15 protein-coding genes and 1 tRNA gene are annotated in these 14,677 nt (G+C 62.9%); 8 read left to right on the forward strand and 8 right to left on the reverse strand.

Going from position 1 to position 14,677, the window contains the following annotated elements:
• Positions 1–19: 19 nt before the first annotated feature.
• The 4 genes from rplT to QX034_RS12955 all read right to left on the reverse strand — a co-directional run bounded on the left by rplT (position 20) and on the right by QX034_RS12955 (position 1,935).
• Positions 20–379: a 50S ribosomal protein L20 gene (gene rplT, locus QX034_RS12940; RefSeq protein ID WP_315702206.1), complete on the reverse strand. Its 360-nt coding sequence runs from the start codon at positions 377–379 to the stop codon at positions 20–22.
• A gap of 72 nt (positions 380–451) precedes the next feature.
• On the reverse strand, positions 452–652 hold the full coding sequence (gene rpmI / locus QX034_RS12945; protein WP_008539890.1) for a 50S ribosomal protein L35: 201 nt from the start codon (positions 650–652) through the stop codon (positions 452–454).
• A 409-nt stretch (positions 653–1,061) separates the two neighbouring features.
• Positions 1,062–1,601 (reverse strand): translation initiation factor IF-3, encoded by a 540-nt coding sequence (infC, locus tag QX034_RS12950; protein WP_315703136.1) that lies wholly within the window; start codon positions 1,599–1,601, stop codon positions 1,062–1,064.
• Positions 1,585–1,935: a hypothetical protein gene (locus QX034_RS12955; protein ID WP_315742712.1), complete on the reverse strand. Its 351-nt coding sequence runs from the start codon at positions 1,933–1,935 to the stop codon at positions 1,585–1,587. The genes infC and QX034_RS12955 overlap by 17 nt, the downstream gene beginning before the upstream one ends.
• Between QX034_RS12955 and QX034_RS12960 the strand changes: the two genes are divergently transcribed.
• Entirely contained in the window at positions 1,934–2,719 is a 786-nt protein-coding gene (locus tag QX034_RS12960) for an alpha/beta hydrolase (RefSeq protein WP_315742545.1), read from the forward strand. The genes QX034_RS12955 and QX034_RS12960 overlap by 2 nt on opposite strands.
• Before the next feature lie 7 nt (positions 2,720–2,726).
• On the opposite strand, the gene queG is transcribed toward QX034_RS12960, so the two are convergent.
• The gene (queG, locus tag QX034_RS12965; protein WP_315742703.1) at positions 2,727–3,911 is read right to left on the reverse strand and encodes a tRNA epoxyqueuosine(34) reductase QueG; all 1,185 of its coding nucleotides are present in this window, start codon (positions 3,909–3,911) and stop codon (positions 2,727–2,729) included.
• Positions 3,860–4,552 carry a glutathione S-transferase family protein gene (locus tag QX034_RS12970; protein WP_315702204.1) on the reverse strand — a complete coding sequence of 231 codons (693 nt, stop codon included), beginning with the start codon at positions 4,550–4,552 and terminating at the stop codon, positions 3,860–3,862. Before QX034_RS12970 ends, queG begins: the two co-directional genes overlap by 52 nt.
• A gap of 373 nt (positions 4,553–4,925) precedes the next feature.
• Between QX034_RS12970 and QX034_RS12975 the strand changes: the two genes are divergently transcribed.
• Positions 4,926–5,732, forward strand: coding sequence for an undecaprenyl-diphosphate phosphatase (locus QX034_RS12975; RefSeq protein WP_315702203.1), 807 nt, complete (start codon positions 4,926–4,928; stop codon positions 5,730–5,732).
• Positions 5,733–5,762: 30 nt separating this feature from the next.
• Here the strand turns inward: QX034_RS12975 and QX034_RS12980 are convergent, their stop codons facing one another.
• Complete coding sequence (locus QX034_RS12980) at positions 5,763–6,731, reverse strand: complex I NDUFA9 subunit family protein (RefSeq protein WP_315761524.1); 969 nt, start codon at positions 6,729–6,731, stop codon at positions 5,763–5,765.
• A gap of 195 nt (positions 6,732–6,926) precedes the next feature.
• On the opposite strand from QX034_RS12980, the gene QX034_RS12985 reads away from it, so the two are divergent.
• A tRNA-Leu gene (locus QX034_RS12985) sits at positions 6,927–7,013 on the forward strand.
• A gap of 648 nt (positions 7,014–7,661) precedes the next feature.
• Positions 7,662–8,624, forward strand: a complete 963-nt coding sequence (locus QX034_RS12990) for an IS110 family transposase (protein WP_315744806.1) — start codon at positions 7,662–7,664, stop codon at positions 8,622–8,624.
• A gap of 1,080 nt (positions 8,625–9,704) precedes the next feature.
• Here QX034_RS12990 and QX034_RS12995 read toward each other — a convergent pair.
• Positions 9,705–10,160, reverse strand: coding sequence for a hypothetical protein (locus tag QX034_RS12995; RefSeq protein ID WP_315807184.1), 456 nt, complete (start codon positions 10,158–10,160; stop codon positions 9,705–9,707).
• 481 nt (positions 10,161–10,641) lie between these two features.
• Here QX034_RS12995 and QX034_RS13000 point away from each other — a divergent pair, with 481 nt between their 5' ends.
• The 4 genes from QX034_RS13000 to QX034_RS13015 all read left to right on the forward strand — a co-directional run bounded on the left by QX034_RS13000 (position 10,642) and on the right by QX034_RS13015 (position 14,482).
• Positions 10,642–11,412 (forward strand): DUF5343 domain-containing protein, encoded by a 771-nt coding sequence (locus QX034_RS13000; protein ID WP_316195455.1) that lies wholly within the window; start codon positions 10,642–10,644, stop codon positions 11,410–11,412.
• Between the two features lie 859 nt (positions 11,413–12,271).
• Positions 12,272–12,886 (forward strand): ribonuclease D, encoded by a 615-nt coding sequence (locus QX034_RS13005; RefSeq protein WP_316195457.1) that lies wholly within the window; start codon positions 12,272–12,274, stop codon positions 12,884–12,886.
• Between the two features lie 128 nt (positions 12,887–13,014).
• Positions 13,015–13,758, forward strand: a complete 744-nt coding sequence (lptC, locus tag QX034_RS13010) for an LPS export ABC transporter periplasmic protein LptC (protein WP_315761522.1) — start codon at positions 13,015–13,017, stop codon at positions 13,756–13,758.
• A gap of 70 nt (positions 13,759–13,828) precedes the next feature.
• Positions 13,829–14,482 carry an LptA/OstA family protein gene (locus tag QX034_RS13015; protein WP_315702198.1) on the forward strand — a complete coding sequence of 218 codons (654 nt, stop codon included), beginning with the start codon at positions 13,829–13,831 and terminating at the stop codon, positions 14,480–14,482.
• Positions 14,483–14,677 lie beyond the last annotated feature (195 nt).

Raw genomic sequence — 14,677 nt, forward strand, 5'->3', positions numbered from 1 at the left:
TACTTCTCACACAGGAGAATCAGGCAGCCAATGCGGCCTTGGCCTTCTCGACGATCGCCTGAAAGGCCACCGGCTCGTTGATCGCGAGATCCGACAGCACCTTGCGATCGACGGTGATGCCGGACTTCGCGAGACCGTCGATGAAACGGCTGTAGGTCAGCTCGAACGGCCGCACGGCGGCGTTCAGGCGCTGGATCCAGAGCGCGCGGAAGGTGCGCTTCTTGCGCTTCCGATCGCGGAACGCGTACTGGCCGGCCTTTTCGACGGCCTGCTTGGCGGTGCGGATCGTGTTCTTGCGGCGGCCGTAATAGCCCTTGGCGGCCTTGAAGACTTTCTTGTGCTTGGCGTGGGCGGTCACACCGCGTTTGACGCGAGACATGACGGAAATCCTTGATCAATAGTGAGTGTGGGCCGCGCCCTGCGCGGCCGGCGGATCGGAAGCAGTTGGCCGTCAGGCGTTCGGCAAGAAGTACTTCTTGACGTTGTCGCCGTCGGTCTTGAACAGCACGCGGGTGCCGCGCAGCTGCCGGATCTGCTTCTTGGTCCGCTTGATCATGCCGTGGCGCTTGCCGCGCTGGGCGTGCATCACTTTGCCGGTGGCCGTCACCTTGAATCGCTTTTTGGCGCCGGATTTGGTCTTCAACTTGGGCATTTGGCTCTCCTTGATGCCAACAGCAAGCCGCCCGCTAAAGCGGCGCCGTCTGGCGAAAATGCTCGTTAGAGCGTTGACCGTGCTCAGGTTTTCGGAAAAAGCCGAAGCCACCCGCACAAAAGCATCGCCACGGCAGCCCTTGATCAGCCGGGCGGTGAAGGCTGCGCTTATGGCAGAGACAAGGCCGATTGGCAACGCTGGAGAGCCGGAATCAGCGAATTTGACCCGACGTCGGCTCCGTGCACGGCGAGAGACCATGGTGTCCCCGCACCGCCGTGGTTCGTCTCCGCCTTTGGCATCGACTTGCCCGGACGATGCGAATGCCGCCCGCGATTAACCTCTCGTTAGGCAAAAGCCCGCCAAACGCCGTGGCGGGCTCCTCAAGCTGTCGTGCAGGTGGGCGCCGGCTTTAGCGCGGCGCCAGCACCATCACGACCTGCCGACCTTCGAACTTGGCGTCCTGCTCGACCTTGGCAAAGGCGGCCACGTCCGCTTTGACTTTGTCCAGGAGCTTGGTGCCGATCTCCTGGTGCGCCATTTCGCGACCGCGATAGCGCAGGGTGATCTTGACCTTGTCGCCCTCCTCGAAGAACCGCTGCATGGCGCGCATCTTCACGTCGTAGTCATGGTCGTCGATCATCGGCCGGAGCTTGATCTCCTTGATCTCAACGACTTTCTGCTTCTTGCGGGCTTCCGCAGCCTTCTTCTGCGCCGAATATTTGTACTTCCCGTAGTCCATGATCTTGCAGACGGGAGGGCTGCTGTTCGGCTGAATTTCCACCAGGTCCATGCCGGCTTCGGCGGCCATCTTGATGGCGACCATGGTCTCGACGGTACCGTGGTTTTGGCCGTTCTGATCGATCAACTGGATCTGCGCATTGCGAATCTCATCATTGGTGCGCGGCCCGTCTTTGGTGGCAGCGGGCGGAGCTCTATTGGGACGGCGAATGGGTACTTCTCCGAAGTTGTGGAAGAGGGGCATTACTTTGAAGGAAGAAGCCGTAAGGGGCAAGACAGCTCACGGCTCCGGCGTGAAATTTCGCGCCGAGCGGTGCAGCTTTGCCGCCAAACGAGACCGAACTCGGCATCCGCGCCTGCGCGCCGGCGAGGTCGGGCATCTCCCCCGGAACCGGCCGCCGAACATCCGCAAATTCGGAGACGGTGCTGGTTCCGGTGGCGACATAGAGTGCGAAGTCGTGTTTCGCAAGCAGGATGCTCGCCGCGGCGTTGACGGATGGTTGAGGTTCGCCCACACAAACGCCCGATAGCGAGGTGCGATCCATGACCATCACGGCGGAAGCCAACGAAACGCCTGTCTTCCTCGAGGTCGGCACGGGCCAATCGTCGCGCCGGATCGCGGTCCGCGCCCGTGAGGGCAGGGGGCCGGGCCTGTTCTGGCTCGGTGGCTTCCATTCCGACATGAAAGGCACCAAAGCCTTGGCGCTCGACGCCTGGGCAGCCGAGCACGGCCGCGCCTGTGTGCGCTTCGACTATTCGGGCCATGGCGAATCCGGGGGGCAATTCGTCGATGGGACCATCGGTCGCTGGCTCGAGGAGAGCGTTGCCGTGTTCACCCGGTTCTGCCGGGGTCCCCAGGTCGTGATCGGCTCATCCATGGGCGGCTGGCTCGCGCTTTTGCTCGCCCGCGAACTCGCCAAGCGCGCCGGCGAGCCGACCGTGGCGGGACTGGTGCTGATCGCGCCGGCGCCGGATTTCACCGAGGAGCTGATGTGGAAGGGATTTTCCCAGGCGGTCAGGCAGGAGATCGAGACCAAGGGCGTCTGGCTGCGGCCGTCAGAGTATGGTGACCCCTACCCGATCACGAAGACGCTGATCGAGGAGGGCCGCAACCATCTTCTGCTGGGCAGCGCCATTAATGTCGGCTGCCCGGTCCGGATCCTGCAGGGCGCGCAGGACCCGGATGTGCCCTGGCAGCATGCCTTTGCGCTGGCGCATCGCCTCCCCGCGGACGATGTCGTGCTCACGATGATCCAGGACGGCGATCACCGTCTGTCGCGGCCGCAAGACATCGCGCGCATTCTGGCCGCGGTCGCCGAGATGGGTTGAATCCAGATCACACGGCGAGTCGCCATTCCTGGCGCACGCCCTCGTCGGTCTCGCCGGCAAGCGCCATCGCCGCGTGCCGATCGAAGCTGGTGCGATCGAGCTGGGCCAGGGCCCAGACGGCCGCCCCGCGCACCAGCGGGCTGGCGTCGTTCAGGAGCGCTTCGGACGTTGCCGCGAGCGCGGCGTCACCGGAATTGCCGATCGCAATCAGGACGTTGCGGATGAAGCGGTCGCGTCCGATCCGCTTGATCGGCGATTTCGTAAAGAGGGCGCGGAACGAGGCGTCATCGAGCGAGGCCAATTCGGCCAGCGCCGGTGCACGCAAGCCGTCGCGGGCGGCCAGCTTGGCCTCGCGCCCTTCCCTGGCGAATTTGTTCCAGGGGCACGCGGCCAGGCAATCGTCGCAGCCGTAGATGCGATTGCCGATGCTCTTGCGGAATTCGCGCGGAATCGGGCCTTTGTTCTCGATGGTGAGATACGAGATGCAGCGCCGCGCATCGAGCCGGTAGGGCGCCGGAAACGCTGCCGTCGGGCAGATGTCGAGGCAGGCGCGGCAGGAGCCGCAATGATCGATCTCCGCCGCGTCGAATGGCAATTCCAAGGTGGAATAGATGGCGCCGAGGAACAGCCAGGAGCCGAAGCTGCGGGAGACCAGGTTGGTGTGCTTGCCCTGCCAGCCGAGTCCGGCGGCCTGGCCGAGCGGCTTTTCCATCACCGGCGCGGTGTCGATGAACACCTTGAGCTCGCAGGGGGCCGTCGCGATCAGCCAGCGGGCCAGCGCCTTCAGCCGCTTCTTGATGATGTCATGATAGTCATCGCCGCGTGCATAGACCGAGATGGCGCCGCGGGAGCGGGCCTGAAGCACGGCAAGCGGATCCTCGTCGGGGCCGTAATTCACGCCGAGCATGATCACGCTGCGCACCTCGGGCCACAGCGTCTGCGGGTCCATCCGCCGCTCGGGGTCACGTGCCAGCCAGTCCATGTCGCCATGGGCCCCGGCGGCGAGGAATTCCTGGAAGCGCCGGGCGCGTTCGGGCGTCGGTTCCGGCCGCGCGATGCCAATGCAGTCGAAGCCAAGCTTGTGAGCCTCGGCCGCAAGCTTCGCGTTGAGATCGCGGCTGAGAGGAGCAGGCGCCGGGTTCAGAAGTCGAGGTCCACATAGGTCCGCGACGCCGGCACGCCCGCCAGCCAGTCGCTCAGCAGCGGACGGAACGACGGGCGGGACTTCACCCGCGCGTACCACGCCTTTGCTGCGTCGTCCTCGATCCATGGCACGTCGCCCAGATAGTCGATCGCCGACAGATGCGCGGCAGCCGCCAGGTCGGCATAGGTGAGCCGGTCGCCGGCGAGAAAATTGCGCCGCTGTGCCAGCCAGCCGATATAGGCCAGATGATAGCGCACATTGGTCTTCGCGGCGCGAATCACGTCGGTCGAAGGCGGCCCGCCGCCATCCTCCTCGCTCATGAAGCGCTTGTAGATGCGCTCGGTGACCAGAAGGTTCGAGGCCTCCTCGAAGAACTTCTCGTTGAACCAGCCCATCAGCCGGCGCACCTCGATGCGTTCGGCCGTGGTGGTCGGCAACAGCCTGCGATCCCCCATCTCCGGCCCGCATGTCTCGTCGAGGAACTCGGCGATGACGCTGACGCCGGGTACCGGCGGCAAGCCCTCGACGGATAATACCGGCGTGGTTCCGGCGGGATTCAGCGTCAAGAAGGCTTCCCGCCGCTCCCAGGCGCGCTCCTCAACCAGCCGCAGGTCGAGACCATATTCACCGAGCACGAGGCGGACGAATCGCGAGTGCGGGCAGAAGGCATGGTGAAAGAGCGTGTACATGGAGCCTTTGACTAGATGGCCGCGCTTAACGAAGCTTCAACCATTCGGCGTTTGCGGCGGGTTCGCTGAGAGGGTCCGAGCTTCGAAACGACGTCCTGCAGATCCGATTCGGAGCATTAGCGCATGGTCGGCAAAAGTGTAAGCAGTTGGGCGGCTGGCCAAAGTGTGACCACAGGGAACGGTGTATCCCCAGGCAAAGCTGGCGGTGCCTGCATGCTCTTGCAGCCGCGCATTTCCGATTCGTGCTCGCGCGCCGGGCTTTTTGGATTGCGAGCGGTGGCCGAATAAGCGAGAAGGACGCGCTTTTCGCGGATCTCGCCGCATTGTCGGCGCATGTCGGCGGCGAGCGAGCCGGCAATGACGGACCAAATTCATGATGTCAGATACGCTGCGGGCGGTGCTTCTCGGGATCGTCGAGGGCGTCACCGAGTTCCTTCCGGTCTCGTCGACCGGCCATCTCCTGCTCGCGGAGCGCTTCTTCGGGCTGGGCGAGGACGGGTTCTGGAAGAGCTTCGCGATCCTGATCCAGCTCGGCGCCATCCTGGCCATCGTCGCGCTGTATTTCTTCAAACTGTCGCGCGTCGCCATCGGCGCCCTGTCGAACGCGGACGATCGCCGCTTCATCATCGGCGTGCTGGTGGCGTTCATGCCGGCGGTCATCATCGGCCTCATCGCCGGCAAATACATCAAGGCGGTGCTGTTCGATCCCTGGGTGGTCTGCTTCACGCTGATCGTCGGCGGTGCAGTCCTGCTGTGGGTCGATCAGATCGATCACAAGCCGCGCGAGCATGACGCCACGCGCTATCCGCTGATGATGTATCTGTGGATCGGCGTCGCGCAGTGTCTCGCCATGATTCCCGGCGTGTCGCGCTCGGGCGCGACCATCGTCGCCGCGATGCTGCTCGGCGGCGACAAGCGCTCGGCCGCTGAATTCTCGTTCTTCCTGGCGATCCCGACCATGATCGGCGCCTTCGTCTACGACTTCTACAAGAGCCGCGCCGAGATGACGACCGACCATATCGGCCTCATCGCGATCGGCTTCGTGGTGTCGTTCATCACCGCGATGATCGTGGTGAAGACGTTCCTCGAATACGTTACCCGTCACGGCTTCGTGCTGTTCGCCTGGTGGCGCGTCATCGTCGGCACGCTCGGACTGATCGCGCTGGCGCTGGGGATGTAAGGCGCTGCGTGGCGGGCTGCCCGCCGCGCCTCAGGCGTTCTTGCGCTGGAACTGGCCGGCGGGACGGAAGCGCCAGAGATATTGCGGGGCGATCGCCTCGAGCGAATCGGGCGTGATGCCGAGGCCCTGCAGGGTGCGCCCCTCAGCCGTGGCGGTTTCCGAGACGACGTTGTCGTGGCGCAACAGCTCGACCTGGTCCGGCGTCAGCTTCAGCGCGCCCGGCGCGAATTGCAGGAAGGCGGCCTGGAGTTTCGCCAGCCCGAACGGCAGCGACACCAGAGCGCGCTTGCGGTCGGTGATGTCGAGGATGATCTCGATGATCTCGCGGAAGCTGAGCACCTCCGGCCCGCCGAGCTCGTAAGTGGCCCCTGCCCTCGCCTTGCCATCGACGGCATCCGCGATCGCGGTGGCGACATCGCCGACATAGACCGGCTGCATCCGGGTCTGGCCGCCGCCGATCAGCGGCAGGAATGGCGAGATCCGCGCCAGGCTGGCGAAGCGGTTGGTGAAGTCGTCCTCGGGACCGAACACCACCGAGGGCCGCATGACCGTTGCCGTCGGCAGCGCGGTCAGCACCGCCTTCTCGCCGGCGGCCTTGGCGCGCGCGTAAGCGGAGGCGGACGCTTCGTCGGCGCCGATCGCCGAGACATGCACCAGCTGCGCGCCCGCCCCGGCTGCCGCCTTTGCGACTGTCGCCGCCCCCTCCGCCTGCACCGCGTTGAAGGTCTGGGCGCCACTCTCGGTCAGCACGCCGACCAGGTTGATCACGGCATGCGCGTCGCGCATCGCCGCGTCGACCGAGGCCGGATAACGCAGATTCGCCTGCACGGCGTGGATCTGGCCGACCCGGCCCAAAGGCTGCAGGTGACCGGCCAGCTCGGGGCGGCGCACCGCGACGCGGATGCGGTAATCGCGCTTGGCGAGCGCCCGGACCACGTGGCGGCCGAGAAAGCCCGAACCGCCGAAGACCGTGACGAGGGTGTCGAGATTCGATGCCATGGGAATCGTCCTGGGATGTCCTGCGGAAGGGCGTCATTTGGCGGGCGTAGCGTCCGCCGCTTCGCCGCTGTATAGCGTATCGCCGCGGGACGGGAAACGTGGGGCGTGATTTTCCGCGCATCTCGGAAAAATCGTCACAAAAATCGCATCCGCGGTTTGACAAGCGCGTCCCCGATCCGTACTAACCGCCCCCATGCCCAGGTGGCGGAATTGGTAGACGCGCTGGCTTCAGGTGCCAGTGGCTTAACGGCCGTGAAGGTTCGAGTCCTTTCCTGGGCACCACGCTTCGCTCTTCGAGCTACGCGTGGTGCGGCGAAGCTGGATTTTCGCCGGTCGCGAAGCGGCGTCCGTAGCGCCCTAGGCCCAGCGAGCCCCCTACCCCGATTTAACCTGTCAAACAGCTGTTCTTGTCATTCCGGGGCACCGCGCCAGCGCTGAATCCGGAATCCATGTCGTATCCCGCTCCGTGTCCAATGGATTCCGCGCTCGCGCTGCGCGCGCCCCGGAATGACATCGCGTTTGTCGAAAGATCATCCCGGACATGGACCCTCGTTCTCGCGGCGCAATCTGCGTCCGAGCTTTGCCAAGCTATCCCCCTCAACAGCGAGAGGGCACAGGGAAGGCCGGATGTTTGGCCAACACCCATGGCCCACCTGCAGAAAAAAAGCAGGCGGCAGTCACCACAGGTGGGCCGCAACAACCGGCCTTCCCTGTGCGATGGTTTTAACGCTTATACGCGCTCTTGTGTCTTCCGAATGTGCCAGAATGTGCGAACGGGCGGTTCTCACCAACCGCCCGTCGCTGGATCTGAGCCCGAACGTGCTCAAAGGCCGGAGAGCCTGACGGGGAGCTAGGGACAGATCCGGTGTGTCTTCCTCAACCCGAACAGTTGCATGGGCTTCGAGCCCGGACGAGCAAGGAAGGGAGTGGATGATGGCACAAAACGATCGCGTTGTCGTCGGTATCGATGTGGCCAAGGACAAGGTGGATGCGTGCATCCGCTCGTTGTCACAGCGGCTAACGTTTCCGAGCACCGCAGAGGGGCACCGCAAGCTGGTAGCCTGGCTGCGCAAGCACAAAGCAGCCAAGGCGGTGATGGAGGCGTCCGGCGGCTATGAGCGGAACTGGGCCAAGGTGCTGCGCCAGGCTGACATCGAGGTACGGATTGTCGATCCCAAGCGGGTGCGCAGCTTCGCCCGATCAGCCGGGCGGCTCGCCAAGAACGATGCGATCGACGCGGAGATGATCACCTGGTTCGCCGAGACGTTCGACGAAGCGTCGGGCCAGACCCACGATGCCGCACGCGAGGAACTGGCGGCACTGGTCAAAGCACGCAAAGCTCTCATTGATCTGAGCACCCGCTTGCAAAGCCAGAACGAACATGCCGTGCCGGGAGCGGTTCAGAAAGCCCACGCCCGCGTCTTGAAGGGCTTGGACACTGAGATCACCAAGATCGACCATGCCATCGCCGCCACGATCAAGGCCACACCGGCATTTGCCGAACGCGCCGAGATCATTGAAAGCGTGCCGGGTCTCGCCGAGGTGGCCTCTGCGGTCCTCATTGCGGGCCTTCCGGAGCTCGGGACGGTACGTGAGGAAATCGCTGCCGCATTGTTGGGAGCCGCCCCTTATGACGACGACAGCGGCAAACGGCGTGGTGAGCGCCATATCAAGGGTGGCCGCCGCTGGGTCCGTAACGCCCTCTACATGCCCTGTCTCGGCGCAGCCACCCAGAACAACCCGGTACTCAAGGCCTACTATGAACGGCTGATCGCCAAGGGAAAGCTGAAAAAGGTCGCAGTGATTGCCTGCATGCGCAAGCTGATCGTCATCCTCAACACGATGATTGCACGCGGCGAAAAATGGGACTCCAGCCGCCACGCGGTGCGGTGAGCTGATCGAGCGCCTTACCGCGCTCGGTCCATGACCGAGCGCATGCCAAGCCGACAGACCGGCGAGCGGACGGGGTCAAGGCCTTCAGCCGCCGAAGGCGGTGGCGCGTCTTCGCGCCAGCCTTGAGGCCGGCCGATCGGCGGTCTACTTCAGCACAGTTGCTCCCCGGGGACCGGCTGTCTTGCCCCCGTCGCTCATGATGCTCGTCGAGTTGCATCATGCGCTTGGCGTCAGCACCGGGACGCCAGGACCACACGATTTCACGTCCGTCGACATATCGGTCGTCTTGCGCAAAGCGCGCCCGACATCGCAACGTCCACCGCATCCCGCGCTCAACGTTCGTGACGATCGCGAAGCGCCCCTCTCTCAAGAGCGCGGGACGGCGACTAACATCGTTCTGATTTGCCCGACACGACAAGCCGCACAGCCTGCGACAGAGTGGCACGACGGGCAGTTTGCGGATGGGTGATATGCACGAGCACAACGTGTAGCTCCGTATCGGAGCGGACCCTCGCAGCTTCTCTCGACGACTGATTTCACGTGATCATCAATCCCGCATATGTTGGCTCGAAGTGAGTCCGAGGCAATTCGTGACAGAGAAGGAGCTGCTTTATGTCCTCAAAGAGTTCGGAGGAGATGCGCCTGCTTCGTCGTGGATCGCGCCGTGCGTGATCGCGTAGCGGTGTCGGCGCATGTCAGCGGCGCACAGTCCTGCTCTTGCTCTGTCGCGCCAACAAGAGAAGCCTGGATTTGATCTGTGCGAATAATCCGGTGAGATGAAGCCATAACTGAACGTGCCGGGGCGGCCTGGAAGCGGCATCGAGCCGGAGGTGTCCCCGCCCCGCGCTCGACACTCATGACGATCGCGAAGCGCGCCCCTCTTGGTGAAGCGCGGGACGCGGAGAAGATCGTCCTGATTTGCCCGGCAACACAGGGCGAATACTCTGCGACAGAGTGGCGCGACGGGTGGTTTGCAGATGGCTGGCATGCGGCGGCGACAGCAATTAGTCATTGCCTCGCTCTACGGTCTCACCGCAGCATTCCGTCAGATATCCGACCGACGCCCGCCGCCAATCGAGATCAGCTCCCTGACAAGCGCCCGCCGCCGAACCCGCGATGGATTTCCAGCCGATCATCATGTGAGAGCAACAGCAGTTGTCGTTCGGGCTTTGCGGTCACCAAGGCGTCCCAGCCGAACTCAGGGGCAAACGCGATCGTGTTGGACAGTTGTTCGGCCTCGCTCCGGTCGAACTGATCGACCGCTTCGCTGAGCTCTGTTGCAGGAGTAATGCTACGGGCATTGATTGCGCTCCTTGCCTTCAAAGTGTCGAGTGCAAGCAGAGCAAGATCGCTCTGCGCCCCAAAGCCTGAGCAGGAACCAAAGCGGTCAAGGATGTGGTTCAGGGTGTAGTAGGCCGCGCAGGCAGACTTGGTGTGCTTTGCCTTTTCAACAAAGGCGTCCGGCAAGTGCCCTAGCAAGCGACCTCGGCGGCCTTTGGGTTCCGATTTTTCGTAGCATATCTGGACACGGTTCAAGCTTGTTTCGTGGTATTTTGGATAAGCGTGCCGGGCCACTGCCCCCGCGCCCAGCTTGCCTGTCGATATCTATATGATATATATAGAGAATATTTTTTGACGCGCTTCATGTCGTTTACAAGTACGGGTACTTTGAAAATCAATGAATTTCCTGGTTTTTGTCTATACGGCTGATTGGTGCTGACGTTACTCTTTAACGAAAGTCAGGACTTGATCGCGGATATCCGCAGAATTGCGGATATCTCGACGTGCTGGCGCTGTTCACATTGCGGTGAACCGAACGAGCCTATCTTCCCGATGTTGCGGCGGATACGTGTGACCGTCGAGGCTGAGACAAAAAAGTATAATATAAACAATTATATAAACAATGTGATCGGGAACAATCTTAGTATCCGTACTGCTGGTACCATGCTTAGATGCGGGTTGCATCAGCTGCGAATCCGTGATCTGGTGGCTTCAGCCTTGATCTTCGGAGCTTGCGATGCCGGTTACGGCGGATAAACCAGCGCCCTACGCGCCAGCAGCAGCGATCGTCGATGTCGTCAATCGGCATCGTGAACGTGGGCTGCCTGTGCCCCTCAATGGGGAGGCGCTCGGCCGCATCGGCGTGCCGGACAGTTTGATCTCGCGCGTGCTGTATGCGCTGAATGTGCTTGACCTGATCGACGTAAATGGAGCGCCTTCGCCTGCCTTGGAAGCTCTGCGCCTAGCGCCGGAAGCAGAATTTAAGCCGCGTTTAGAAGAATGGTTGAGGTCAGCCTACGCCGACATCTTCGGCATTGTTGATCCGGCGAAGGATGACGAGACGCGCATCCGCGATGCGTTCCGCAACTATCAGCCCGTTGGACAGCAGTCGCGAATGGTGACGTTGTTCGTAGGTCTCTGTTCGTACGCGGGGATCATCCTGGAAAGGCAGGCAACCTCACGTTCGTCAGGCTCACGTTCGTCTAGTGGCGCCCGTCCATTGAGCGCCCCGACTCGTCCGCGTCCTGTTGCCACGACCTCCCGTGCTGTTGGCGGCGTCTTACGCGGCCTTGTAACGTTGCCTCATCCCAAGAAGGCGCCCACGGTGAACTCGGGTGTCCTTCCGCCACCGCTTGCTGGCTTGCTTGAGAGTTTGCCTGACGCTGCTGACGGGTGGACCAAGGAGGAGCGAACGAAGTTCCTTACGACCTTTGAGGCCGTATTGGACTTCTGCATTCCCGTGGTCAGCAATAAGGCCAAGAACACCGAGGCCGACGCTGATGTTTGAGCGTCGGCCCCAGAGCTTACCCCGTGGTTTGGGGTTGTAGAGCCTTCCGACGTGACCCGAGCCACGGGCGCGTAGGTAAGGTGCAGTAGCTGCCCCTCGATCGTATGGAGGGTGTAAGAATCGGGCGACCGACCAAACTCTGGCAAGGGGGCGGCGGTCGCTCGATGCTTTTGGTATCAACAATTGAGATTCTTGTCCAGATTCCAAACCGTTGCGACCCGTCTTGGGTGCCGCAACAGCAAATCACTGATTGTGCCGTCGGCATGGGATTGCCCCTACTCAGGCGGTCCGCCAGTTCTGGGCCAGCCCGCCAGTTTGCGACCTGTTCGTCATCCAGCCTGACGCTTACGGACGGTCCGTTCCTGCCGATAACCGCGCCTCAAGCCGATCGAGCACGACGTATGGCTCTATTCACAAATCAAACCGCCGCTCGTCGTCATTGCGAGTGAAGCGACCTGTCCGCCCTAGTCTTGAGGGTGACGGGCGAAAGCAATGCAGAATCTTGCCTCGGCAAAAAATTTTGGATCGCTTCGTCGCTCTCGCTCCTCGCGATGACGGATGAACCTTCGTCGTCCCGCGGCACTATCAGCGCCCGAGCTTTGTGACGCTCTCGCCCATGTCGCAGCTAAATTCTCAGAATTGAAGGGGAGCTACGCAGGACTGTCCTGGTCAGTTCACGATCTCCAACGGCAGCTAAGGAGGTGGGGCGCTACCCGGCTCTATGTTCGATTTCTGGGTGCTGTCCTCGTCTTGCTTGTCCACCATTGCCGGATGTTGACCAATGTGGTTGTCTGCCGCGCTTCCGGCCGCTCTGAGCGCTAGTTTCGGCGCCAGCCTCGATTTTGACCAAGGTTTCCCCATGACCGTACGCCTGCACCGTGGCGACCTGCCCGATCTGTCCCGTTATACCACCTCGGTCGCGATCGACACCGAGACCATGGGGCTCAACCCGCATCGCGACCGGCTTTGCGTGGTGCAGCTGTCGAACGGGGACGGCACGGCCGACGTGGTGCAGATTCCGAAGGGGCACACCGATGCACCGAATCTGAAGGCGCTGCTCGGCAATCCCAACGTCACGAAAATCTTCCACTTCGCGCGCTTCGACGTCGCGGTGCTCTATCATACCTTCGGTGTGATGCCGCAGCCGCTTTACTGCACCAAGATCGCCTCGCGCCTGGCGCGCACCTATACCGACCGCCACGGCCTGAAGGACCTGGTGCGCGAGCTGCTTAATGTCGACCTGTCGAAGCAGCAGCAGTCGAGCGACTGGGGCGCTGATAGTTTGACCGAGCCGCAGCTTGCCTACGCGGCCTCCGATGTGCTGCATCTGCATGGCTTGCGGGAGCGTCTCGATGCGATGCTGGCCCGCGAGGGGCGGAGCGTGGTGGCGCAAGCCTGTTTCGAGTTCCTGCCGCACCGCGCCAGGCTGGATCTCCAAGGTTTCGAAGCCGAGGATATCTTTGCCCATTCCTGAGGCGGTCGATTCTTAAATTCTCGTAACCAATTGAGCCCTGACGGCCACAGATCGGCCGCCGGTTCCGGCTGCAATGTCCGCCGTCTCCGTGGTAGAATGCGCACGGAACCTCCCGCATTGGAGCCACGGTGAACTCCGTCCACAACCCCGTCTACGATCCCGGACTGGAAGCGCGCTTCGCCGTGGCCTCGCGGCACAGCCGCATGGTCCGCGTGTTGCGCATCGCGGTGCCGGTGGCCGTGGCCTTGGCGATGGCGGCGGTTCTCGGAGTCTCGATCTTCAATCCATTCCGCGTCCTGATGCCGAGCCTGCCGCTCGATTCCGGCAATCTCGTCGTCTCCGGCAGCAAGATCACCATGGAGACGCCGCATCTCACCGGCTTCACGCCGGACCAGCGGCCCTACGATCTCGTCGCCCACAGCGCCGTGCAGGACCTCACCGATCCCGATCATGTCCAGCTCAACATCCTGCGCGCCAAGGTGCTGATGGAAGACCAGTCCACGGTGACGCTGAAGGCGCGCACCGGCATCTTCGATACCAAGCAGCAGCTCCTGGACCTGTACAAGGATGTCGTCATGACGACATCGACCGGCTACGAGGCGCATTTGAGCGAGGCGCATGCCGACATGGGCAAGGGCACCGTGAGCTCGGACCAGCACGTCGACGTCAAGCTGACCAATGGCACGCTGACTGCGGATCGCCTGCGAATCACCGACAATGGCGATGTCGTGCGATTCGAGGGCAATGTGGTCATGCATCTGGAAAATCTGGACGGCGGCAATGCCGGGCCGAGTGCCCAGCCCGCCGAGCGCGCGGCCGATGCGACGCCCACGCAGCGGACGCGGCCCGTCAAGTCAACGAATGCAAAGTGAATTCATGATTGATCTTATCAGGCCAAGTCGCGTCAGGCTCGGTCGCGCGGGCTTTGCCCTTGCGCGATTCATGGCGGTTGCGGCGCTGCTCGCAGGCGCCAGCGGCGGTGCGTTCGCGCAGAGCGCAACGACGGGCGTGCCCAACGCGCTGCAGGGCTTCTCGCAGAATCGCGATCAGCCGATCCAGATCGAGGCGGCCTCGCTCGAGATGCGCGACAAGGTGAAAGAGGCGACCTTCTCCGGCAATGTGAAGGTGGTGCAGGGCGACACCACGATGACGTCGAAGACGCTGGTGGTGTTCTACGAGGGCGGTTCGAACTCGCCTGGCAATGCCGGCGCCAAGCCGGCGAAGGGTCCGTCGATGCAGGCTGCGACGCCTGGGCCAGGTGGCGCCTCGTCGATCAAGCGGCTGGAGGCGCGCGGCAACGTCGTCGTGACCCAGAAGGACCAGGTCGTCACCGGCGAGACCGCCATCTTCGATCCCAAGAGCAACCAGATCACGATGCAAGGCGGCGTGGTGCTGACCCAGTGCAAGAACGTCATGCGCGGCGACCGGCTGACCGTGGACATGACCACCGGGGTCTCCAGGGTCGAATCCGACAGCGGCCGAGGCGTGCAGGTCTTGCTGCCGCAGGCCTCGGGAGGCGGCAGCGGGCAGGGCTGCGGCTCGTCCGGGCCGACCATCGGATCGCCGTTGTCGTTGGGCGCAAATAGGCCCAAATGACAGGAGAGTGACCCGAGAGTTTGGCTTGGGTTACTCTTGGGTTAACTGGCGGCAGTTGAATGCCGCCGCGCCCGCCTCTATTTACGAATGCGGCCGTTGCCGTCGCAATGAACTCGCCACAACGTCTTGGTGAAGTCCATGGCTGCGGAGCCCATATGAGGGCAGGGCGGTGGCTTGCGGCGATGTGCAGGTGCT

Source organism: Bradyrhizobium sp. SZCCHNR3119 (assembly GCF_032487775.1).
GTDB lineage: Bacteria > Pseudomonadota > Alphaproteobacteria > Rhizobiales > Xanthobacteraceae > Bradyrhizobium.

Bases quoted from the DNA above. Each gene is read 5' to 3' on its own strand.
- QX034_RS13005 (WP_316195457.1), top strand. From the start codon at position 12,272: ATGACCGTACGCCTGCACCGTGGCGACCTGCCCGATCTGTCCCGTTAT.
- rpmI (WP_008539890.1), bottom strand. From the start codon at position 652: ATGCCCAAGTTGAAGACCAAATCCGGCGCCAAAAAGCGATTCAAGGTG.
- QX034_RS12980 (WP_315761524.1), bottom strand. From the start codon at position 6,731: ATGGCATCGAATCTCGACACCCTCGTCACGGTCTTCGGCGGTTCGGGC.
- QX034_RS12990 (WP_315744806.1), top strand. From the start codon at position 7,662: ATGATGGCACAAAACGATCGCGTTGTCGTCGGTATCGATGTGGCCAAG.
- QX034_RS13015 (WP_315702198.1), top strand. From the start codon at position 13,829: ATGGCGGTTGCGGCGCTGCTCGCAGGCGCCAGCGGCGGTGCGTTCGCG.
- QX034_RS13000 (WP_316195455.1), top strand. From the start codon at position 10,642: ATGCCGGTTACGGCGGATAAACCAGCGCCCTACGCGCCAGCAGCAGCG.
- QX034_RS12960 (WP_315742545.1), top strand. From the start codon at position 1,934: ATGACCATCACGGCGGAAGCCAACGAAACGCCTGTCTTCCTCGAGGTC.
- rplT (WP_315702206.1), bottom strand. From the start codon at position 379: ATGTCTCGCGTCAAACGCGGTGTGACCGCCCACGCCAAGCACAAGAAA.
- QX034_RS12970 (WP_315702204.1), bottom strand. From the start codon at position 4,552: ATGTACACGCTCTTTCACCATGCCTTCTGCCCGCACTCGCGATTCGTC.
- QX034_RS12975 (WP_315702203.1), top strand. From the start codon at position 4,926: ATGATGTCAGATACGCTGCGGGCGGTGCTTCTCGGGATCGTCGAGGGC.
- QX034_RS12955 (WP_315742712.1), bottom strand. From the start codon at position 1,935: ATGGATCGCACCTCGCTATCGGGCGTTTGTGTGGGCGAACCTCAACCA.